Below are 20468 nucleotides of genomic sequence, written 5' to 3'. Positions count from 1 at the left end.
AGCGCCTCGGCGACCGTTGGGTTCCCGGCGGGCCGGGATTACGTGTTCAGAAACCGTCGATTCCGGCGGCCTGTAAGGTTTCGCTCAAGGCTAGCACCTGCGGGTCGCGAAAGAATGCGCTCAATTGCGCCGCACGACCGGGGCCGATACCGGCTTCTGCTTGCCATTGTTCGGTGTCACGTTGTGCCAGCGCCTGCCATGAGTCAGTCAGTTGTGCCTGACCGGTCGGCGGCAAGCCCAATGCTTTTAGCCATCGTGCAAACGGCTGTTGTCGGGCGCTGTGGAAACTGTGCGTCAGGCGCACGCTGCTGCGTTCGCCGAAGCCGGCAATGTTAGCAAGCTCTTGGGCGTCGAGGGTCAGCCAATCCAGCAGGTTGTTCAGGCGGCCTGTTTCCAAAAGTTTCTCCCAGGTGCCACGACCGACATGTTGCATGGCCAGCCCTTGCTTGCCACTGAGCCAGGTCAAACGGGCGAGAAACTGACTTTCGCAGCCAGGCGTGGGTTGCCAGCAACTCAGGGCGTGAAAGTCGTCGGCGTGGGGGATGTTGAGGTCTGTGCGTGCGGTGGCGCGCAGCACCACGCTGTCGAGCCGTGGAATGGTCAGGCCGGCGAGGCTGATTGCCACTTGATCACCGGGGCGAATATCCAGCTCTTGCCAGCGCTTGAAGGAACCGGCGCTGACCCGTTTGATCTCACGGTCATCGAGCGTGACGGATTTGAGCTCGAGTACTGGCGTGATGCGCCCGGTTCGACCGACTTTGAAGTTGACCCTGCGGACTTCAGCCAGCGCCTGGGCAAACGGATATTTCCAGGCAATTGCCCAATAAGGTGCATGCGCTTGCCAGCGCTCGGCAGGTGGACGCTGACGCTGACGCAACACCACGCCGTCCGTGGCGAAGGGCAGGGGCGAGCGATACCAGTGATCGCGCCATTTCCGTGCGGCAGCAAAGTCGGTGACGGGATGGCTGTAGGGTTCAATTGTGGCGAAACCCAGTTTTGTCAGCGTGGCGATTCGCTCGGGTAATTGCGCTGAGCCTTGGGGCCAGTCCCAGACAAACAGTCCAATTCCGGCGGCTTGTTCGGCCTCCAGGTTTTTGCGTGCCATCAGGCCGGCGACGGTGGCGCGAGCGTTAACACTCCCGGATCGGGCTTGCACGTGCTCGTTCAGCTGCCAGTAGAGCTCGCCCTGCACGAGCAGATCCAACGGTTGTGTGAGGCGTTGCGGGATGGCTTTGATGTTGCGCGCCGACGACGTCCAGTCCTGACCACTAACCCCATCCCCGCGACTGATTGCCTGCTGCAAAACGCCCTCGCGATAAATCAACGTCACCGCGACGCCATCGACTTTGGGTTGTATCCAGACATCCTTGCGCTCGCGTAGCTAGGTTTCTACGGCCTCGGCTTTGTGGATTTTATCCAGACCGGTGTGGGCGATGGGGTGCGCGATTGAGCCTGAAGCTGTACGCAAAGGATCGGTTGGCGAGGACAGTTTGAAACACGCTCGCCATTCGTTCAGTTGCGCAAGGGACTGGTCGTAGAGTTCATCGGCAATCAGTGAGCGGCCTTCGCGGTGGTAGGCGTCGTCCCATTGGTTGATCTGGTTTTGCAGGACGGTGATTTCGCGCTGGGCTTGGGTGGGTGTCCAGTCCGGGCATTGAGACGCGTAGCCAGTCAGGCATAGGAGGTGCAGCAAAACAAACAAAAACCAATGCATCGTGAGCGTCCTTGCTCATGGAGGTTTTTGAAGGTTAGTCAGGATTCTGAGCGAGGTCGGACGGGTGTTTATCGGGTTGTTTCAACGTCGGAAGATCAAAAGATCGCAGCCTTCGGCAGCTCCTACATTGATCAGGGTCGGAGCTGCCGGAGGCTGCGATCTTTTGATCTTCAAGGCATAAAAAAGCCCCGCACGGCGCGAACCGTGCGGGGCTTTTGGGTACCGCCGGGGAAATATTACAGACCAGCAGCAGCGCGCAGGGCGTCGGCGCGGTCGGTTTTTTCCCAGGTGAACGTGGTGAAGGTGTCTTCGCCAACAGTCTTGGTCTCTGGCGTGCGACCGAAGTGGCCGTACGCTGCAGTTTCCTGGTACATCGGGTGCAGCAGATCAAGCATGGTGGTGATTGCGTATGGGCGCAGGTCGAACACTTCACGGACCAGTTTGACGATCTTGTCATCGCTGATCTTGCCGGTGCCGAAGGTGTTCAGCGAGATCGAAGTAGGCTGAGCCACGCCGATCGCGTAAGAAACCTGAATCTCGCAACGCTCGGCCAGGCCGGCAGCGACGATGTTCTTGGCAACGTAACGGCCAGCGTAGGCAGCCGAACGGTCAACCTTCGATGGATCTTTACCGGAGAACGCGCCGCCGCCGTGACGGGCCATGCCGCCGTAGCTGTCGACGATGATCTTGCGACCGGTCAGACCGCAGTCACCTACCGGGCCGCCAATGATGAACTGGCCGGTCGGGTTGATGTGGAACTGGGTGTCTTTGCTCAGCAGTTCGGCAGGCAGTACGTGCTTGACGATCAGCTCCATTACGCCTTCGCGCAGGTCTTTGTACGACACTTCAGGGTTGTGCTGGGTCGACAGAACAACCGCGTCGATACCGACAACCTTGCCGCCTTCGTAACGGCAAGTCACTTGCGACTTGGCGTCTGGACGCAGCCAAGGCAGCAGACCCGATTTACGGGCTTCGGCCTGGCGTTGCACCAACTGGTGCGAGAAGGTGATCGGTGCTGGCATCAAAACGTCGGTTTCGTTGCTGGCGTAGCCGAACATCAGGCCTTGGTCGCCGGCGCCCTGATCTTCAGGCTTGGCACGGTCAACACCCTGGTTGATGTCTGGGGACTGCTTGCCGATGATGTTCATCACGCCGCAGGTCGCGCCGTCGAAGCCGACGTCGGAGCTGTTGTAGCCGATGTCGAGAATCACGTTACGCACGATCTCTTCCAGATCGACCCAGGCGCTGGTGGTCACTTCACCGGCAACGATGGCCACGCCAGTCTTGACCAGAGTTTCCACGGCAACGCGTGCGTGTTTGTCCTGGGTAATGATGGCGTCCAGCACCGCATCGGAAATCTGGTCGGCGATTTTGTCCGGATGCCCTTCGGACACGGACTCGGAGGTGAAGAGGGAGTATTCGCTCATCTCGATGTTTTCCTGAATTTACCGATGGTGAGTGTCGCCAGTCGGTCGCTGAAAGTGGCGAACCTGGATCTGGAAACCATTACGTAAGCCCACATAGAGGCTTTCCCCGGGAACGAGTCCCGCAGCGGTGGCCCAACGGGCCAAATCGTCCTGTTCAAACCCCAACCACAGATCACCGCAGGCCTCCCTGGCCCAACTCTGGTTGTGGCTACATAACTCTGTCACGAGCAGACTACCGCCCGGTTGCAGCAGGTCGGCCATGTGCTTGAGCGCATCGGCCGGCGCGGCGAAATGGTGCAACACCATGTTCAACACCACGCAATCGGCCTGAAGGCTTGTGCCGTTCAATGCATCGGCCAGTTGCAGGCTGACGTTAGCCAGCTGTTCACGTTCACATACCTGACGCGCCAGTTCGAGCATCGCCGGGCTGTTGTCCAGCGCGGTTACGGTGCCGAAACGACGCGCCAGTTCCGGCAGAAAAGCACCATCGCCGGGGCCGACTTCAATGGCCGTGGCAGCGCCATTGAAGTTCAGTTTGTCGAGCAGGGCCAGCACGCTGTCGCGGTACTGCGGCAGGCCTGCGATCAAATCCTGCTGGGCGCGAAATTTCTCCGCGACCCGGGCGAAAAAGTCCTGGCTGGCGGCGGCGCGTTGGCCGTGAACCTGCTCGATGCGCGCTTGCACGTCGTCAGGTAGATCCAGATTGTCGACTTCTTCTAACAATGCCGCGTGCAACTTGCCGCCCAACAGATCGGTGTGGGGCAGGGCACGGCGATAAAAGATCGCGTTGCCTTCGCGGCGTGTCGCCACCAGATCGGCCTGCGCCAACACTTTAAGGTGATGACTCATGCCGGACTGACCGATGCCGAAAATCTGCGCCAGCTCCAGTACACCAAACGAATCGTTGGCCAGCGCGCGCAATACATTCAGCCGCAACGGATCGCCGCCGGCCTTGCACAGGGCCGCCAGCTCGTCGCAATCGTCATGGCGAATGGAAGGCACGCGTAAATTCATAGGGCCGCAGTCTAGTGATGGGGGGAATTCATCGCAAGAGCAATATCAAAAAGTTTTGATATTGCTCGATCAATGGCGCTTTTTATTGCACTTCTCACTCACCGATTAACTCTACAAACGAGTAGCGGAAAGGTTTCACCAACAGAAAGCGCCGCTATCCATTGGAAAAACGCCCCCCGATGACTATCTGTCATTGCCCCGAGGCGCTCCGGTGAGGGAAAATGCCCTCCTTTTTTCCGTTTCGACTTACCAGAACCCAGGAGATCAGCGATGCCTAGCCGTCGTGAGCGTGCCAACGCCATTCGTGCCCTCAGCATGGATGCCGTGCAAAAAGCCAACAGCGGCCATCCCGGTGCCCCTATGGGTATGGCAGATATCGCCGAAGTGCTTTGGCGCGACTACCTCAAGCACAACCCGAGCAATCCATCGTTCGCCGACCGTGACCGCTTCGTGCTGTCCAACGGCCACGGCTCGATGTTGATCTACTCGCTGCTGCACCTGACCGGTTACGACCTGTCGATCGACGACCTCAAGCAGTTCCGTCAACTGCACAGCCGCACCCCGGGCCACCCGGAGTTCGGTTACACCCCGGGCGTTGAAACCACCACCGGCCCGCTGGGTCAGGGTCTGGCCAACGCCGTCGGTTTCGCCCTGGCAGAGAAAGTCCTGGGCGCGCAGTTCAACCGCCCTGGCCACGACATCGTCGACCACCACACCTATGTGTTCCTGGGTGATGGCTGCATGATGGAAGGCATTTCCCACGAAGTCGCTTCCCTGGCCGGCACTCTGGGTCTGGGCAAGCTGATCGCGTTCTACGATGACAACGGCATCTCCATCGACGGCGAAGTCGAAGGCTGGTTCACCGATGACACCCCGAAGCGTTTCGAAGCCTACAACTGGCAGGTGATCCGCAACGTTGACGGTCACGATCCGGAAGAGATCAAGACAGCCATCGAGACCGCGCGCAAGAGCCCGCTGCCGACCCTGATCTGCTGCAAGACCACCATCGGTTTCGGCTCGCCGAACAAGCAGGGCAAAGAAGACTGCCACGGCGCCCCACTGGGTGACGCGGAAATCGCCCTGACCCGCCAGGCGCTGAACTGGAATTACGGTCCGTTCGAAATCCCGGCCGACATCTATGCCGAGTGGGATGCCAAGGAAAAAGGTCGCGCGGCCGAAGCCGAGTGGGATCAGCGTTTCGCTGCTTACTCCGCCGCGTTCCCGACCGAAGCCAACGAGCTGATCCGTCGTCTGAGCGGTGAGCTGCCAGCTGACTTCTCCGAAAAAGCCTCGGCCTACATCGCTGAAGTCGCGGCCAAAGGCGAAACCATCGCCAGCCGTAAAGCCAGCCAGAACACCCTGAACGCCTTCGGCCCGCTGTTGCCGGAACTGCTTGGCGGTTCGGCTGACCTCGCCGGTTCCAACCTGACCCTGTGGAAAGGTTGCAAAGGCGTCAGCGCTGAAGATGCCAGCGGCAACTACATGTACTACGGCGTGCGCGAATTCGGCATGACCGCGATCATGAACGGCGTAACCCTGCACGGCGGTCTGGTGCCTTACGGCGCGACCTTCCTGATGTTCATGGAATACGCCCGCAACGCCGTGCGCATGTCCGCGCTGATGAAGAAGCAAGTCATCCACGTCTATACCCACGACTCCATCGGTCTGGGCGAAGACGGCCCGACGCACCAGCCGATCGAGCAACTTACCAGCCTGCGCACCACGCCAAACCTCGACACCTGGCGTCCAGCCGATGCCGTTGAATCGGCCGTGGCCTGGAAAAACGCTCTGGAACGCAAGGACGGCCCTTCGGCGCTGATCTTCTCGCGTCAGAACCTGCAACACCAGGAACGCGATGCCGGCCAGATCGCCGACATCAGCCGTGGCGGTTATGTACTGAAGGACTGCGCAGGCGAGCCTGAACTGATCCTGATTTCGACCGGTTCGGAAGTCGGTCTGGCGGTTCAGGCTTATGACAAGCTGACCGAACAGGGCCGCAAAGTGCGCGTTGTTTCGATGCCGTGCACCAGCGTGTTCGACGCTCAGGACGCGGGCTACAAGCAGGACGTGCTGCCGTTGCAGGTTGGCGCGCGTATCGCGATCGAAGCGGCGCACGCTGACTTCTGGTTCAAGTACGTGGGTCTGGAAGGTCGTGTGATCGGCATGACCACTTACGGCGAATCGGCTCCGGCTTCGGCACTGTTCGAAGAGTTCGGCTTCACCCTGGAAAACATCCTGGGTCAGGCTGAAGAACTGCTGGAAGACTAAGCAGTACGAATGCGGTGGCCCCAGCCACCGCATTCCCCTGTAGGAGCTGCCGGAGGCTGCGATCTTTTGATCTTGATCTTGAAAAAACAGGATCAAAAGATCGCAGCCTCCGGCAGCTCCTACATGGGGGTTGTGTTGTAGCGAATACTATCGAGAACCCCATGCCTCAACCGCGTCCTTACAAAGTTGCACTCAACGGCTACGGCCGGATTGGTCGTTGCGTCTTGCGTGCGTTGTTTGAGCGAGGCGAGAAAGCCGGGTTTGAAATTGTCGCGATCAACGATCTGGCGGACATGGCCAGCATCGAATACCTGACACGCTTCGACTCCACCCACGGCCGTTTTCCCGGAAAAGTGCGAGTAGAAGGCGATTGTCTGCATATTAATGGCGACTGCGTGAAGGTTCTGCGCAGTGCTACCCCTGAAGGCATCGATTGGGCGTCGCTGGGCGTCGATCTGGTGCTGGAATGCTCCGGTGCCTACAACACCCGTGAAGACGGCCAGCGCTTTCTCGACGCTGGTGCGCCGCGCGTGCTGTTCTCGCAGCCGATGGCCAGCGAAGCGGATGTCGACGCCACCATCGTTTACGGCGTCAATCAGGATTGCCTGACTGGCGACGAGTTGCTGGTGTCCAACGCCTCCTGCACCACCAACTGCGGTGTGCCGCTGTTGCGTCTGCTCGACAAGGCCATCGGCCTCGATTACGTGTCGATCACCACGATTCACTCGGCGATGAACGATCAGCCGGTGATCGACGCCTATCACCACGAAGACCTGCGCCGTACCCGTTCGGCATTCCAGTCGGTGATCCCGGTGTCCACTGGTCTGGCGCGCGGGATCGAGCGTCTGCTGCCGGAACTTGCCGGGCGAATTCAAGCCAAAGCCGTACGCGTGCCGACGGTCAACGTGTCCTGCCTCGACATCACGATGCAGACCGCCACCGCGACCGACGCCAATGAGGTCAACCGGATCCTGCGCGAGGCCGCCACCACTGGCCCGCTCAAAGGCCTGCTGGCGTATACCGAGTTGCCGCACGCCAGCTGTGATTTCAACCATGACCCACATTCGGCCATCGTCGATGCCAGTCAGACCCGTGTTTCCGGCCCAAAACTGGTGAACATCCTGGCCTGGTTCGACAACGAATGGGGTTTTGCCAACCGAATGCTGGACGTTGCAGAACACTATCTGCAAACAGCCATTTCAAAAAAACCGTAGGAAGTGCGACCCATGACCGTGTTGAAGATGTCCGACCTCGATCTGCAAGGTAAGCGCGTATTGATCCGCGAAGACCTCAACGTCCCAGTCAAGGACGGTGTTGTCACCAGCGATGCGCGTATCCTGGCTTCGCTGCCGACCATCAAGCTGGCCCTGGAAAAAGGCGCGGCCGTGATGGTCTGCTCGCACCTTGGCCGTCCGACCGAAGGCGAGTTCTCCGCCGAGAACAGCCTCAAGCCTGTCGCGGACTACCTGAGCAAAGCGCTGGGCCGTGAAGTGCCGCTGGTGGCTGATTACCTCGGTGGCGTTGACGTCAAGGCCGGCGACATCGTGCTGTTCGAAAACGTGCGCTTCAACAAAGGCGAGAAAAAGAACGCTGACGAACTGGCCCAGCAATACGCCGCCCTGTGCGACGTGTTCGTGATGGACGCGTTCGGCACCGCTCACCGCGCCGAAGGTTCGACCCACGGCGTGGCCAAGTTCGCCAAAGTCGCCGCTGCTGGCCCACTGTTGGCCGCTGAACTGGATGCACTGGGTAAAGCGCTGGGCGCACCGGCTCAGCCAATGGCAGCCATCGTTGCCGGCTCCAAGGTGTCGACCAAACTCGACGTGCTGAACAGCCTGAGCCAGATCTGCAATCAACTGATCGTCGGCGGCGGCATCGCCAACACTTTCCTCGCGGCGGCCGGTCACCCGGTTGGCAAATCCCTTTACGAGCCAGATCTGCTCGACACCGCGCGCGCCATCGCTGCGAAAGTCAGCGTACCGCTGCCGGTTGACGTTGTGGTTGCCAAAGAATTCGCTGAAACCGCAGAAGCCACCGTCAAGCTGATCGCTGACGTTGCTGCCGACGACATGATTCTGGACATCGGCCCGCAAACCGCAGCCAACTTCGCCGAACTGTTGAAATCGTCGAAAACCATTCTGTGGAACGGCCCGGTCGGCGTGTTTGAATTCGACCAGTTCGGCAACGGTACCAAAGTGCTGGCCCAAGCCATCGCTGAAAGCTCGGCGTTCTCCATTGCTGGCGGTGGCGACACTCTGGCCGCGATCGATAAGTATGGCGTGGCTGAGCAAATCTCCTACATTTCCACCGGTGGTGGCGCGTTCCTCGAATTCGTCGAGGGCAAAGTGCTGCCAGCCGTTGAAGTCCTGGAAAGCCGGGCCAAGGCCTGAGGCCGCCCGTTTGGCCAGGCAAAGGAGTGTTTACATGGTCAAGTCGTTAGCGCTGTTGTTGCTGACCGGTACGCTGGCGGCCTGCGGGAGTAACCCGAAGGCCGAAGCGACGCCGGCACCGAGCGAGTCGCAGAAGGGCTGCTATCAGGCCGACTGGCAGGCTGAAACCAACCCGGTGCTGAACAAGCGCTCGGGGCCGGACGGTCTGGACAAATACGAGACGCAAACCCCGGCCAAGGAACATGGTTGTCCTTGACGGGTCTGACTCTTTAACTCAGGGCTGGCGGCGTGCGCCGTCAGTCGAGGAACACGGATGAAAGGCTTGATCGCCATTGCGGCGTTGGCATTGTTGGGCGGTTGCGCGCAGTTGAACCTGTTCCAGTCGTCTGCCCCGGCGGATAACTGGACGACCTGGACCTGCGACAGCCAGGCCAAAGTGCTGTGGCGTTACGCCGATGCCGGCCAGAAGGAAGTCGACGTTCGACTGGGTGGCGGCGATCAGGTCTATCGCCTGAAAGAAGAGCCGGGCGCTTCGGGCACGCTGTACAGCGACGGCATGCTGGCGTTTCACGTCAAGGGTGAGGAAGGCCTGGTGTACTGGGTCGCCACCAATGACCTGATCGGCCGCGGCTGCAAAGCCGAGTAATTGCAACACCTGTAGGAGCAGAGCTTGCTCGCGAAAGCGCTGGTTCAGCTTGCATCAACAGTGAATGTGCCAGCGCATTCGCGAGCAAGCTTTGCTCCTACAAGGGTTCTGCGCAGTTCTGAAGAATTGGCTTTATCGAATCACCAGGCCGGGCCTCAACCCCCGATCTGCAATCACTTGAATAGCCGCCGCCGCTCCGGCAGGCTGGCACGATTAACGACCCTCAACCGGGAGAGACACACACAATGGCACTTATCAGCATGCGCCAGATGTTGGACCACGCAGCCGAATTCGGCTACGGCGTTCCAGCCTTCAACGTCAACAACCTTGAGCAGATGCGCGCCATCATGGAAGCCGCTGACAAGACTGACTCCCCGGTGATCGTTCAGGCTTCGGCCGGCGCTCGCAAATACGCCGGCGCGCCATTCCTGCGTCACCTGATCCTGGCCGCGATCGAAGAATTCCCGCACATCCCGGTGTGCATGCACCAGGACCACGGCACCAGCCCAGACGTCTGCCAGCGCTCGATCCAACTGGGCTTCAGCTCGGTGATGATGGACGGCTCGCTGGGCGAAGACGGCAAGACCCCGACCGACTACGACTACAACGTCCGCGTTACCCAACAAACCGTGGCCATGGCTCACGCCTGCGGCGTTTCGGTAGAAGGCGAGCTGGGCTGCCTGGGTTCGCTGGAAACCGGCATGGCCGGTGAAGAAGACGGCATCGGCGCCGAAGGCGTTCTGGATCACAGCCAAATGCTGACCGACCCGGAAGAAGCCGCTGACTTCGTAAAACGCACTCAGGTCGATGCCTTGGCCATCGCCATCGGCACCAGCCACGGCGCCTACAAGTTCACCAAGCCACCTACCGGTGACGTGCTGGCGATCGACCGCATCAAGGAAATCCACAAGCGCATCCCGAACACCCACCTGGTGATGCACGGTTCGTCCTCGGTGCCACAAGAGTGGCTGGCGATCATCAACCAGTACGGCGGCGACATCAAAGAAACCTACGGCGTACCGGTTGAAGAAATCGTCGAAGGCATCAAGCACGGCGTGCGCAAGGTCAACATCGACACCGACCTGCGCCTGGCATCCACCGGTGCGATGCGTCGCCTGATGGCCACCAACCCGAGCGAATTCGACCCACGTAAATTCTTCGGCGCGACCGTGACTGCGATGCGTGATGTGTGTATCGCTCGTTATGAAGCGTTCGGTACTGCGGGCAATGCTTCGAAGATCAAACCGATCTCGCTGGAAGCGATGTATCAGCGTTATCTGAAAGGTGAGTTGAACGCTAAGGTTAACTAAGCCGCTGGTGTTTTAGCTGAATCAAAAAACCCGCCGAGAGGCGGGTTTTTTGTTTTTTTACTTCACTATTTTAATCTTGCTAAGGTTTATTGGCCCAGGCGAAATAGTCATTTTCGAATGCATGGTTGCTATATATTGAACCGTCTGGGTTTGTATACCCACCGTTTATGATTCTGCAAAGAATATTGCAGGCCTCTTCTCGGTCAGAATCGGAGGTGCCACCAGGCGGGATGTAAAAGCGTTGCCCGGGGTTGCTGTTACGATTTCCATAAATATAAGCAGCCTTGGAAAAATTAACATATTTACCAGGTGCACTTTGTTTGTTAGAAGTGGCTGAGGTGTCTAGGCAAGTTTGGTTATCAAGTCCGTGATTGCCTGCGACTCTGTCAAACATCGGCTTAAAAAAATTATCGATAAAACTTTTAATTGATTCATCCCTTTTTATTTGAATTTTCCTTTCTAAAGCGTAGTGAATGAATATTTGCCTGCTATGAAGGGAGGATGTTAAAGCAGATGTTGAATTTTGTACCCTGTGATAAATGACAGTTCTTTATAGTTTTTTGCTATTACGTGACTGGCGAGCTGGCGTTATTTGCATAAATATATTTGGCTGAAGGTTGTATAGAAATCGCGGATTTAGTTAATTTCTAAACGCGTTAGACATGGCTAAGACAACGATTTATGTATAAAAGGTAAGCCGTGCTGCCTGGGGTCGATGAAATAGGAGTTTTCGATATGCTCATTTTTTGGTCGATTTCAATATACATTCAGCCTCTGGCACACTTCTTCTGGCTGGAGGCATTGGCTAGCTACTTGCTAAGTTTAATGTAAAATATTTTGATGTCTGCAGTGGGGTTTACGATTTCGCGCACAAAGGTTAGATAGCATAACGTTACGTAGGCTCGGAATAGATGGGTTCGATTGTTCAAATAGATGTCACCACTCCTATTAAAAACTTAAGACTCAGTGATGCGCTGTCGAAGAGTTGCCCAAGTGAATGGTGGCTTATCGAAAAAAATAATCCATGTTCCTTATTTGCAACATTCTTGGGTAAATGTGACGTACACGAAAGATTGTACCCCCGAAGTGGTTGTCATTAGATTAATGGATCCGATGGCTATGAGAGTTGGGCAACGTCCTACATATGTCAGCGGTGAACGGGAATATTCCGACAACTCGCGTCGGTTGTTCGTCGGGTCGCAGCGATCAGTGGCAGCTCAATGCATCACTTGGAGTTTCACGATGATCAAACCAACACCCAATCCGCCTGAAGGCGATTGCACATCCCCGTACGAATCCATCGATTCAAGAACGCTCCAGACGCTGCCGAGCGTGCGTTCGATCACTACCGTAAATCGGGTGCTGGATAATGTGGAAGTGGCGCAGTCTGTAACACCCAGTTGAACCTTTGTAGGAGTGAGCCTGCTCGCGATGGCGGTGGTTCAGGCACCACAGATGCTGGATATTGGTCCGTCATCGCGAGCAGGCTCACTCCTACAGTTGGATCGGATGTGAACCTTAGGAAATTAGGTGACTTTGAGGCCGTCATCGTTGGCAAGCCAACTCCCACAGGGGGGGCTCGGCGAAGTTATTTATCGTGATCGATGTCGAGTTTGGAGAAGGTGACCTGGCCGCCTTCGCTGGTATAGCCGGTGTTGTCCTGCACATACACTCCAGCCTTGAAATACAGCGGTTTATTGCGCCAAGTCGCGCTGATCTGTGAATCCCACTGATAACCCGCCGCGCTGATGCCGAGTGCGCCGCCGGGGCTCAAGTGAATGAGGTAGTTGAATTCGCGATCCAGTTTGATCCCGGTCGCCAAGGTGATAACGCGGCTTTCATCCTCGTCCGGGTGCATGCGGACTTTGATCACCAGGTTGCCGGTCTCGGTTTTGGTCTTGTATTGGTATTCGAGTTTGACCATCGGCTTCTGGCTTTCATAAGCGTGAATCTGGCCGATGACGATTTTGCCGGAGCTCGGCACTTTGTTGACCGTAACCGTCGCGCGCAGCAAGTTGTCGGCGTCGGGGTAGTACCAATTGCGCAGCGTGCCGTTGCTGTAGGTCTCGCGCAGTTCAGTACGCGGATAAATGGCGTTTTCGGTTTTTGACCCGGTAACCGGTGACCAGAAGAACAAGGTGCCGGTGTCGGAATGGAAGTACTGATCCTTGAAGCCTTTTACCAGCTTCGAGGTTTCAACGGTGTATGGCGGGCTGCCGACGGGAACGCTGAGGTTCCAGGTTGCGAGATCGATCATGTCGGTTGTTCCACTCAGTTCATCCTGAACGCGGGTGCCAGAAGCTCTAGTCCGCGCCTTTTGGGGGCGGTCTTTATAAGCGTAGTGATGTTTTTTGTTAACGCCCGTTTGGCAGATGATTGACGTCAACATCCTGTCGAAATGCCATCTTTGCCGAATTCCGGGGGCTGTAGCGGTGACCGTTAGTCGGTAAATCGCAGCTTTGGCGAAATGATGGCCTGATGACAGCTACTGCTTTTACGGATCCCGGACTAGAGTGAACGCTCAGTATGTGTACGGTTTTTACCGGAACCGGCCTGTAGTCCCGACAAGAGAAGCAGCATGGAATGCGCGCAACCCCAGCCAGGTGAAGGCAGCTCTGTCCTTTTAATCGTTGATGATTACCCTGAAAACCTGATCAGCATGCGCGCGTTGCTGCAACGCCAGGACTGGCAGGTCATCACCGCTGCCTCCGGTTTCGAGGCGCTCAGTCTGTTGCTCGAACACGATGTCGATCTGGTGCTGCTGGATGTGCAGATGCCGGGCATGGATGGCTTCGAGGTCGCACGGCTGATGCGCGGCAGCCAGCGCACGCGGCTTACGCCGATTATTTTTCTCACCGCCAACGAGCAATCCCAGGATGCCGTGATCAAGGGCTATGCCAGTGGCGCGGTGGATTACCTGTTCAAACCGTTCGACCCGCAGATTCTCAAGCCCAAAGTGCAGGCATTGCTGGAGCACCAGCGTAACCGCCGTGCTTTGCAGCGTTTGAGCCATGACCTGGAAGTGGCGCGAGCCTTCAATGCCTCGGTGCTGGATAACGCCGCCGAGGGGATTCTGGTGGTGGGTGAGGACGGTTTGATCCGCTTTGCCAATCCGGCGATCTCGCGGCTGCTCAATGCGCCCGTGAAGGAGCTGGAGGGTCAGGAGTTTCTCGATTACCTGCAGAAACCGCATATTCCGCTGTGGGCCGATTCCGATTTCTACGCCAGTTACAAACGTGGCGAAACATTAAGACTGCACGACGCGTTTTTGCGCACTGCGCCCGGCCAGCAGGTGCCGGTGGCCTTGTCCTGCGCGGCACTGCCCAGCGAACAACATGCGATGGTGGTGACGGTGCTCGACATGTCGGTGGTGCGCCACTTGCACCAACAGCTCGAGTTTCAGGCCGTGACGGATCCACTGACCGGCCTGCTCAATCGCCGAGGCTTTTACCAGACGGTGGAAAACCTGCTGTTGCGCGGCGAACGCAGCGACAGCAGTTGGGTGCTGTTGTACCTGGATCTCGACGGTTTCAAACGGGTCAACGACTCGTTGGGGCATGATGCCGGCGACCGCGTGTTGCGCTGGGTCTCCGAGCAATTGAAGGCGTGCCTGCGCCCGTTCGACATTCTTGCGCGCATGGGCGGCGATGAATTCACCGCGTTGCTGGATCTGGAGTTTCCCGAGCAAGCGGCGAAAATTGCAGAAAAACTCATCGAGCGTGTGTCGATCTGTCAGCAAATCGAAGGACTCGACATCGCTCTCGGCGCCAGCATCGGCATCGCGACGTTCCCGGATTGCGGTTCCAACCTCGACGGTTTGCTGCGTGCCTCCGACATCGCCATGTATGAAGCCAAGCGCGCCGGGCGTCAGCAGTATCGCTTCTATGATCACGAAATGAACGGTCGCGCGCGCTCGCGCTTGATGCTTGAAGAGAGCGTGCGCACCGCCATCGAGAACCGCGATTTCAATCTGGTCTACCAGCCGCAGGTGGCCATCGACACTGGCCAGATCCGTGGATTTGAAGCACTGCTGCGCTGGCAGCACCCCAGCGTCGGCGATGTGCCGCCGGGGCTGTTTTTGCCGTTGCTGGAAGAGGCGCGGTTGATCAGCCGGCTGGGCAGCTGGATCTATCATCGCGGTGCCGGTCAGCGCAAAGCCTGGGAAACCCTGTTCGCTGAGGATCTGGTACTTGGTGTGAGCTTGAGCAACACCCAATTCAGCTTGCCGAATCTGGTCACCGAGTTGCGTCAGGTGATGGAGCGCCACGCGTTGCAGCCTCGGCAATTGGAAGTCGAAGTGACCGAAGAAGCGCTGATGCAAAACCCCGACGAAACCCGCAAGCAACTGCGCTTGCTGCGTAATCTCGGTGTGCGCGTGGCGCTGGATGATTTCGGCTCCGGGCCTTGCTCGTTGGCGCATCTGCGCGATCTGGAACTCGATACGCTAAAAATTGATCGTCATCTCATCGCGCGATTGCCGGACTCCAAAAGGGACGCCTCGCTGGTCAGCACAGTCATCAGTCTGTGCAAGGAATACGGTTTGCTGGTGATTGCCGAAGGGGTCGAAACCGTCGAGCAATACCAATGGCTGCAAGCCCACGGCTGCGAGTACGTGCAAGGTTTCCTCGTCGCGCGGCCGTTGATCGCCGAAGACGCCGCCAGCTTCGCCGAGCCTTTCGACTGGAGCGCGCTGCCCGGTTGAATTCGCTACACTGGCGCACCTTTTTTCGAACCGTGTCGCCCGTCCATGACTGTGTTGAAGTACCTCCAGGCCTATCCCGCGCAATTGCAGGATCAGGTGCGCCAATTGATCGCCGAAGGGCGTCTGGGTGAATACCTGAATCAACGCTATGCGGGACGCCACGACGTGCAGAGCGACAAGGCGTTGTACAGCTACGCGCTGGACCTGAAACAGGAATACCTGCGCAACGCCCCGGCCATCGACAAGGTGCTGTTCGACAACCGTCTCGACCTGACCCACCGCGCGTTGGGCCTGCACACCACGGTGTCGCGGGTGCAGGGCGGCAAGCTCAAGGCCAAGAAAGAAATTCGTATCGCCTCGTTGTTCAAGGAGGCCGCGCCGGACTTTCTGAAAATGATCGTCGTGCATGAACTGGCGCATTTCAAAGAGTCGGATCACAACAAGGCGTTTTATAAATTGTGCGAGCACATGCTGCCGGGGTATCACCAGATCGAGTTTGATCTGCGCGTGTACCTGACCTGGCGCGACATGCAATAAAAATCAAAAAATCACAGCCTCTGTAGGAGCTGCCGAAGGCTGCGATCTTTTGACTTTCTAATCAACGGGGCCCATGCATGGACGTAAGCAAGACCAAAAGCAGTTTCTACCGCCGTTTGTATGTGGCCTACCTGATCGACAGCGGCCTGGCCCCCAGCGTCCCGACGCTGACCGACGTCACCGGCATGCCCCGGCGCACCGCGCAGGACACCATCGCGGCGCTGGCCGATCTGGATATTGTTTGTGAGTTCGAGCAGGAAGAGGGCGCACGCAACCATGCCGGGCGCTACCGGATTCGTGAGTGGGGGGCGATTGATCGTGGGTGGATCGAGCGCAATCTGCGGCAGATCAAGGCTGTGCTTGAGTATCCTTAATTCTTGCAGTGATCGAGCTGACGCCATCGCTGGCAAGCCAGCTCCCACAGGCTTATCAGTCGGACACAAAATTTGTGTTCACCGTTGAACCTGTGGGAGCTGGCTTGCCAGCGATGAGGCCCTTAAGAACGACGCATGCCGATATGCGGAATGTCATCCTCAAGATATTCCTCACCCGCCACAACAAACCCGTACTTACCGTAATACCCCTGCAAATGCGCCTGCGCCGACAGATAGATCGGCACTTGCGGCCAATGCTTCTCGGCCTGTTTCAGCGCCTGTTCCATCATCTCGTGCCCCAGCCCTTTGCCTCGACCTTGCGGCGCGGTAATCACGCGGCCGATCACCACGTCACCGCCCTGAGACTCCGGGTCGAGCAGACGCAGATAAGCCATCAACTGGTCGTCATCCCACCCCATCAAATGATAGGTATCACCTTCCAGATCCTGGCCGTCGAGGTCCGGATAGGCACATTTCTGTTCGACCACGAACACGTCCGACCGCAGCTTCAATAGCGCGTACAACTGTTCCTTGCCCAGATCACTGTGATGTTTGCAGACCCACTCGATTGTCATGTGCCGATTCCTTGAACGTGTCGCCCGATACTAAGCGCCCGCGCCAAAGATGTCTGTATGGCGTAAGAGTCTGTGACAAAGGTCAAAATGCCATCATTCCTTTCTCGCACGGATGACTTCTTTGTGTAATCTGCTGGAGGGCGCAGTGCCTTGGCTCCATTGAGCTAATGTTAGTGCCTGGGTTTCGCCGGTAAGGGGCCTTGGGGTTTTGACTGAAAACACGCTGGGCAGCCCGCCCGCTAAGGATTTTCAAGCATGCCGCGATTGCATCGAGCCTTTGCTTTGATCGGATTGCTGTTGCTGAGTCAAAGCGCTGCAGCGGAGAAGCTGCGGCTGGTGTTTGATATCTGGCCGCCCTTTACCGACGACACGCTGGTCAATGGTGGCCTGGCCACCGACATTGTCAGCACCGCGCTGGCCCGGGCCGGTTATGCCAGCGGTTATGAGCAGGTGCCTTGGGCGCGGGCGCTGCTGGGGGTTGGTGAGGGCCGTTACGATGTGCTGGTCAACGCCTGGTACAACGACGAGCGGACCAGGCTCGGGGAGTTTTCCGGGGAATACCTGCTCAACCGCATCCGGTTTCTCAAGCGCAAAGACACGCCACTCGACTATGCCAATCTGCAACAACTGCACACCTATCCGATTGCGGTGGTGCGCGGTTATGCCTATTCAGCGCCGTTCGATGCCGACACCGCACTGCAGAAAGTGCCTGTGCATAACTTTGCCATGGCCGTGCGCATGCTCGCGGCGGATCGGGTCAAGTTGACGCTGGAGGATGAGTACGTGGCCAAGTATTACCTGGCGCGGGAATCCGCCAAAGTGCGCAACGCGGTGGAGTTTTTGCCCAAGCCGTTGAGTGAGAACAGCCTGCATATTTTGGTCAGCCTGAAGAATCCGCAGCATGAGCAGATTGTCGCGGGGTTTGATAAGGCGATTGCGGCGATGAAGGCGGATGGGAGTTATGACAAATTGTTGAGGCAGCATGGGATGTGAGTTTCTGATTTCAGGGTTGTGTTGTTGCTGATGGCTTCATCGCTGGCAAGCCAGCTCCCACAGGGTTCGCGGTGTATACAAATCCTGTGGGAGCTGGCTTGCCAGCGATGAGGCTCGCCAAGGCAACTCAAACTTCAGCGGTATCCTTGATCAGGTGCGCCGCCAAAGTGCGCAACGGCCCCAACTGCCGGCAGATCAACGCCAACTGCGTCTGCACCAACCGTTGCCCTTCATCAATCTCATCGGCCATCTGCTCCAGCTCATTGGCCAGCGCTTCTTCCTCGTCGCTCTGAATCGCCACCGGCTGCTTGCTCGCCAGCCCTTGGGCGATTTCATCGATACTCGCCGCCAGCTTCACCCCGGCGCCATCAATCAGATGCTCGCGCACCTCCGCCGGCAATTGAGTCTCGCGATGCGCGCCCAGCCCTGACAGATAACTCAGCAACGTGTGCGACAGCACCAGGAAACGGAAACCGACATCCGCTTCCTTACGGAAATGCCCCGGCTCCATGAGCATGTTCGCCAGCGTCGTCGACAGCGCCGCATCGGCGTTGTGCGCATTGCGCCGGGCCAGACGGTAGGCGAGGTCGTCGCTCTTGCCGGCGGCGTATTGCTGCATGATCTGCCGTAAATAGATGCTGTTGCAGGTCAGGGTGTTGGCCAGCACTTTGTTCAGGCGTCGACCCTGCCAGTCCGGCAGGAACAGGAACACCGTGAGCCCGGCAATCAAACTTCCGAGCAGGGTATCGAACAGTCGTGGCAGGAACAGCCCGTAACCGTCGCCCACCTGGTTGAAGCAGAACAGCACCATGATGGTGATCGCTGCAGTCGCCAGGGTGTAGCGGGTGGTGCGGTTGGTAAAGAACACCACGCCGGCGGCGATGGCGAAACACGACTGCACCAACGGGCTCGGGAACAGATCGAACAGCGCCCAGGCCACGGTCAGGCCGATGGCCGTGCCGAAGATCCGCTGACCGAGTTTGCGTCGGGTGGCGCCGTAGTTCGGCTGGCAGACGAATAGCGTGGTGAGGATGATCCAGTAGCCTTGCGACGGGTGAATCAGATGCACCATGCCATAGCCGATGATCAACGCCAGCGGCAGGCGCAGGGCGTGACGGAACAACAGCGACGTCGGCGTCAGTTGCGTGCGCAGGCGAATCCAGACGTCCTTGAAGTTGCGCGGCGAGCGGTCGAGCAGGCTGCTGTCGGTCGCATCGGCCAGGGCGTCGGGGTTGCTCGCGTCGCTGAGCAAACGGTCGAGGGTGCCGAGGTTGGCCGCCAGTGCGCGCAGCGAGCGCAGCAATCCGCGCCAGGCCGGGTTGCTCTGGATGCGCAGGTGTTCGAGGGAAGCGTCGAGGTCGCTCAGCGCTTCCGCGAAGCTCGCGTCGTAGGTGAACGGCTGGCGCATCTGGATCGATTCGGCCAGCGCGCGGCAGGCTTTGCCTTGTTGGCGCAGCAGGCGCTGACAGCGGAACAGTACGTCACTGTGGAAAAACGCATCAGCGAGGGCGTTGTACGGATAGTGCGAAGAGCTGGCGCGTTCGTGAATGTCTTGCGCGAGGAAGTACAGCTTCAGGTAGCGGCTGACTTTCGAGCCTGGGCGACCATTGCCGACCCGGTGCAGAATGATTTCCTTGGCGCTGTTGAGTGCAGCGACCACGCGGCCGTTTTGTTGCGCCAGCTCCAGGCGCCGGGCTTCGACGTCCAACTGGCGGATCGGCTCGAACAACGAGGCTTTGAGCTTCAGGTAAAAACCCAGTTCACGGAACAACCGCGCCAGACTTTGCTGCACCGGCTGGTTGGAAAACAGCGCCTGCCACACCACCGAGAGCAAGCCGTACCACGCCGCACCTGCGACCAGCAGCATCGGTTCGTGCCAGAAATCGGTGACCGCGCCACCGCGTTGATCGACGCCGATCATCGTGTACACGGACAGAATCAGCGTCGCCGAAGCAATCGCCCCATAACGCTCGCCGAGCGCACCGAGCATGGTCAGGCCGAAACTCGCCAGCGCCAGGGCAATGGCAAACACGATGGGGTAGGGGAAGAGCAATTCCACCGACAGCGCGGCGATGCTGAAACACACCAGCGTCACGGCGAGGGCGTTGAGGCGGCCCTGCCAACTGTCGTCGGTTTCGGCCAGGGCGCTGGCGATGATGCCGAGGAACAACGGGATCAGCAGGCCCATTTCATCCTGATACCAACACAGCGCCATGCTGCCGGTCAGGGCGATGAACACCCGCACGCTGTAGCTGAATTTATCCAGCGCCCACAGGCGCCGCAAAGACTGACGAAACGAGGTCGAGGACATGAAGTGCGAAGGCCTTCCGAGGCGATGCCGCTAAATTGAGCCAGTAATGACGCCGGCGCAATGGCGCCGATCACATCTGACAGCAAAAAGTGTTCCTTGATCGCCCCGCGACCCCTTGTAGGAGCTGCCGAAGGCTGCGATCTTTTGATCTTGATCTTAAAAAACAGGATCAAAAGATCGTCCGATCGCGGCCCGAGCCTTCGGCAG

General features: G+C 58.2%; 15 protein-coding genes and 2 pseudogenes. 11 read left to right on the top strand and 6 right to left on the bottom strand.

Going from position 1 to position 20468, the window contains the following annotated elements; all coding sequences use genetic code 11:
* Positions 1-46: 46 nt before the first annotated feature.
* The 3 genes and pseudogenes from ligB to PMI37_RS11905 all read right to left on the bottom strand — a co-directional run bounded on the left by ligB (position 47) and on the right by PMI37_RS11905 (position 4155).
* Positions 47-1714 (bottom strand): annotated as a pseudogene (ligB, locus tag PMI37_RS11915) (NAD-dependent DNA ligase LigB).
* 236 nt (positions 1715-1950) lie between these two features.
* Positions 1951-3141 carry a methionine adenosyltransferase gene (gene metK, locus PMI37_RS11910; protein WP_008081040.1) on the bottom strand — a complete coding sequence of 397 codons (1191 nt, stop codon included), beginning with the start codon at positions 3139-3141 and terminating at the stop codon, positions 1951-1953.
* Between the two features lie 18 nt (positions 3142-3159).
* On the bottom strand, positions 3160-4155 hold the full coding sequence (locus tag PMI37_RS11905; RefSeq protein ID WP_008081038.1) for an ArsR/SmtB family transcription factor: 996 nt from the start codon (positions 4153-4155) through the stop codon (positions 3160-3162).
* 270 nt (positions 4156-4425) lie between these two features.
* Between PMI37_RS11905 and tkt the strand changes: the two genes are divergently transcribed.
* The 7 genes and pseudogenes from tkt to PMI37_RS32485 all read left to right on the top strand — a co-directional run.
* Positions 4426-6423 (top strand): transketolase, encoded by a 1998-nt coding sequence (gene tkt / locus PMI37_RS11900; RefSeq protein WP_008081036.1) that lies wholly within the window; start codon positions 4426-4428, stop codon positions 6421-6423.
* A 161-nt stretch (positions 6424-6584) separates the two neighbouring features.
* Positions 6585-7637, top strand: coding sequence for an erythrose-4-phosphate dehydrogenase (epd, locus tag PMI37_RS11895; protein ID WP_008081035.1), 1053 nt, complete (start codon positions 6585-6587; stop codon positions 7635-7637).
* A 12-nt stretch (positions 7638-7649) separates the two neighbouring features.
* Complete coding sequence (locus PMI37_RS11890; RefSeq protein ID WP_008081033.1) at positions 7650-8813, top strand: phosphoglycerate kinase; 1164 nt, start codon at positions 7650-7652, stop codon at positions 8811-8813.
* Positions 8814-8847: 34 nt separating this feature from the next.
* Positions 8848-9069 (top strand): hypothetical protein, encoded by a 222-nt coding sequence (locus PMI37_RS11885; protein WP_007913756.1) that lies wholly within the window; start codon positions 8848-8850, stop codon positions 9067-9069.
* 57 nt (positions 9070-9126) lie between these two features.
* Positions 9127-9459, top strand: a complete 333-nt coding sequence (locus tag PMI37_RS11880) for an MliC family protein (protein WP_008081029.1) — start codon at positions 9127-9129, stop codon at positions 9457-9459.
* Positions 9460-9704: 245 nt separating this feature from the next.
* The gene (gene fba, locus PMI37_RS11875; RefSeq protein WP_008081027.1) at positions 9705-10769 is read left to right on the top strand and encodes a class II fructose-bisphosphate aldolase; all 1065 of its coding nucleotides are present in this window, start codon (positions 9705-9707) and stop codon (positions 10767-10769) included.
* Positions 10770-12011: 1242 nt separating this feature from the next.
* Positions 12012-12118, top strand: a pseudogene (locus PMI37_RS32485) (DUF6124 family protein); the annotation flags it as partial.
* A 239-nt stretch (positions 12119-12357) separates the two neighbouring features.
* On the opposite strand, the gene PMI37_RS11870 reads toward PMI37_RS32485, so the two are convergent.
* Positions 12358-13026: a polysaccharide lyase family 7 protein gene (locus PMI37_RS11870; protein WP_008081023.1), complete on the bottom strand. Its 669-nt coding sequence runs from the start codon at positions 13024-13026 to the stop codon at positions 12358-12360.
* Between the two features lie 321 nt (positions 13027-13347).
* Between PMI37_RS11870 and PMI37_RS11865 the strand changes: the two genes are divergently transcribed.
* From PMI37_RS11865 to PMI37_RS11855, 3 genes are all read left to right on the top strand, one after another.
* Positions 13348-15471 (top strand): putative bifunctional diguanylate cyclase/phosphodiesterase, encoded by a 2124-nt coding sequence (locus tag PMI37_RS11865; protein WP_008081021.1) that lies wholly within the window; start codon positions 13348-13350, stop codon positions 15469-15471.
* Positions 15472-15516: 45 nt separating this feature from the next.
* Positions 15517-16008, top strand: coding sequence for a M48 metallopeptidase family protein (locus tag PMI37_RS11860; protein ID WP_008081020.1), 492 nt, complete (start codon positions 15517-15519; stop codon positions 16006-16008).
* 77 nt (positions 16009-16085) lie between these two features.
* Positions 16086-16382, top strand: a complete 297-nt coding sequence (locus PMI37_RS11855) for a winged helix-turn-helix domain-containing protein (RefSeq protein ID WP_008081019.1) — start codon at positions 16086-16088, stop codon at positions 16380-16382.
* 122 nt (positions 16383-16504) lie between these two features.
* Here PMI37_RS11855 and PMI37_RS11850 read toward each other — a convergent pair whose 3' ends face one another.
* Positions 16505-16957 carry a GNAT family N-acetyltransferase gene (locus PMI37_RS11850; RefSeq protein ID WP_008081018.1) on the bottom strand — a complete coding sequence of 151 codons (453 nt, stop codon included), beginning with the start codon at positions 16955-16957 and terminating at the stop codon, positions 16505-16507.
* A 255-nt stretch (positions 16958-17212) separates the two neighbouring features.
* Between PMI37_RS11850 and PMI37_RS11845 the strand changes: the two genes are divergently transcribed.
* Positions 17213-17950, top strand: coding sequence for a substrate-binding periplasmic protein (locus tag PMI37_RS11845; protein WP_008081017.1), 738 nt, complete (start codon positions 17213-17215; stop codon positions 17948-17950).
* A gap of 127 nt (positions 17951-18077) precedes the next feature.
* Here PMI37_RS11845 and yccS read toward each other — a convergent pair whose 3' ends face one another.
* Complete coding sequence (gene yccS / locus PMI37_RS11840) at positions 18078-20261, bottom strand: YccS family putative transporter (RefSeq protein WP_008081016.1); 2184 nt, start codon at positions 20259-20261, stop codon at positions 18078-18080.
* Between the last annotated feature and the right edge of the window lie 207 nt (positions 20262-20468).

The organism is Pseudomonas sp. GM80, from assembly GCF_000282515.1.
Taxonomy (GTDB): Bacteria; Pseudomonadota; Gammaproteobacteria; order Pseudomonadales; family Pseudomonadaceae; genus Aquipseudomonas.
The sequence above is the reverse complement of the archived record's forward strand: the minus strand, read 5'-3'. Positions and strand labels throughout refer to the sequence as shown.

Excerpts from the sequence above, each read along its gene's own strand:
- metK (WP_008081040.1), bottom strand. The coding sequence starts at position 3,141 with ATGAGCGAATACTCCCTCTTCACCTCCGAGTCCGTGTCCGAAGGGCAT.
- PMI37_RS11905 (WP_008081038.1), bottom strand. The coding sequence starts at position 4,155 with ATGAATTTACGCGTGCCTTCCATTCGCCATGACGATTGCGACGAGCTG.
- tkt (WP_008081036.1), top strand. The coding sequence starts at position 4,426 with ATGCCTAGCCGTCGTGAGCGTGCCAACGCCATTCGTGCCCTCAGCATG.
- epd (WP_008081035.1), top strand. The coding sequence starts at position 6,585 with ATGCCTCAACCGCGTCCTTACAAAGTTGCACTCAACGGCTACGGCCGG.
- PMI37_RS11890 (WP_008081033.1), top strand. The coding sequence starts at position 7,650 with ATGACCGTGTTGAAGATGTCCGACCTCGATCTGCAAGGTAAGCGCGTA.
- PMI37_RS11885 (WP_007913756.1), top strand. The coding sequence starts at position 8,848 with ATGGTCAAGTCGTTAGCGCTGTTGTTGCTGACCGGTACGCTGGCGGCC.
- PMI37_RS11880 (WP_008081029.1), top strand. The coding sequence starts at position 9,127 with ATGAAAGGCTTGATCGCCATTGCGGCGTTGGCATTGTTGGGCGGTTGC.
- fba (WP_008081027.1), top strand. The coding sequence starts at position 9,705 with ATGGCACTTATCAGCATGCGCCAGATGTTGGACCACGCAGCCGAATTC.
- PMI37_RS11870 (WP_008081023.1), bottom strand. The coding sequence starts at position 13,026 with ATGATCGATCTCGCAACCTGGAACCTCAGCGTTCCCGTCGGCAGCCCG.
- PMI37_RS11865 (WP_008081021.1), top strand. The coding sequence starts at position 13,348 with ATGGAATGCGCGCAACCCCAGCCAGGTGAAGGCAGCTCTGTCCTTTTA.
- PMI37_RS11860 (WP_008081020.1), top strand. The coding sequence starts at position 15,517 with ATGACTGTGTTGAAGTACCTCCAGGCCTATCCCGCGCAATTGCAGGAT.
- PMI37_RS11855 (WP_008081019.1), top strand. The coding sequence starts at position 16,086 with ATGGACGTAAGCAAGACCAAAAGCAGTTTCTACCGCCGTTTGTATGTG.
- PMI37_RS11850 (WP_008081018.1), bottom strand. The coding sequence starts at position 16,957 with ATGACAATCGAGTGGGTCTGCAAACATCACAGTGATCTGGGCAAGGAA.
- PMI37_RS11845 (WP_008081017.1), top strand. The coding sequence starts at position 17,213 with ATGCCGCGATTGCATCGAGCCTTTGCTTTGATCGGATTGCTGTTGCTG.
- yccS (WP_008081016.1), bottom strand. The coding sequence starts at position 20,261 with ATGTCCTCGACCTCGTTTCGTCAGTCTTTGCGGCGCCTGTGGGCGCTG.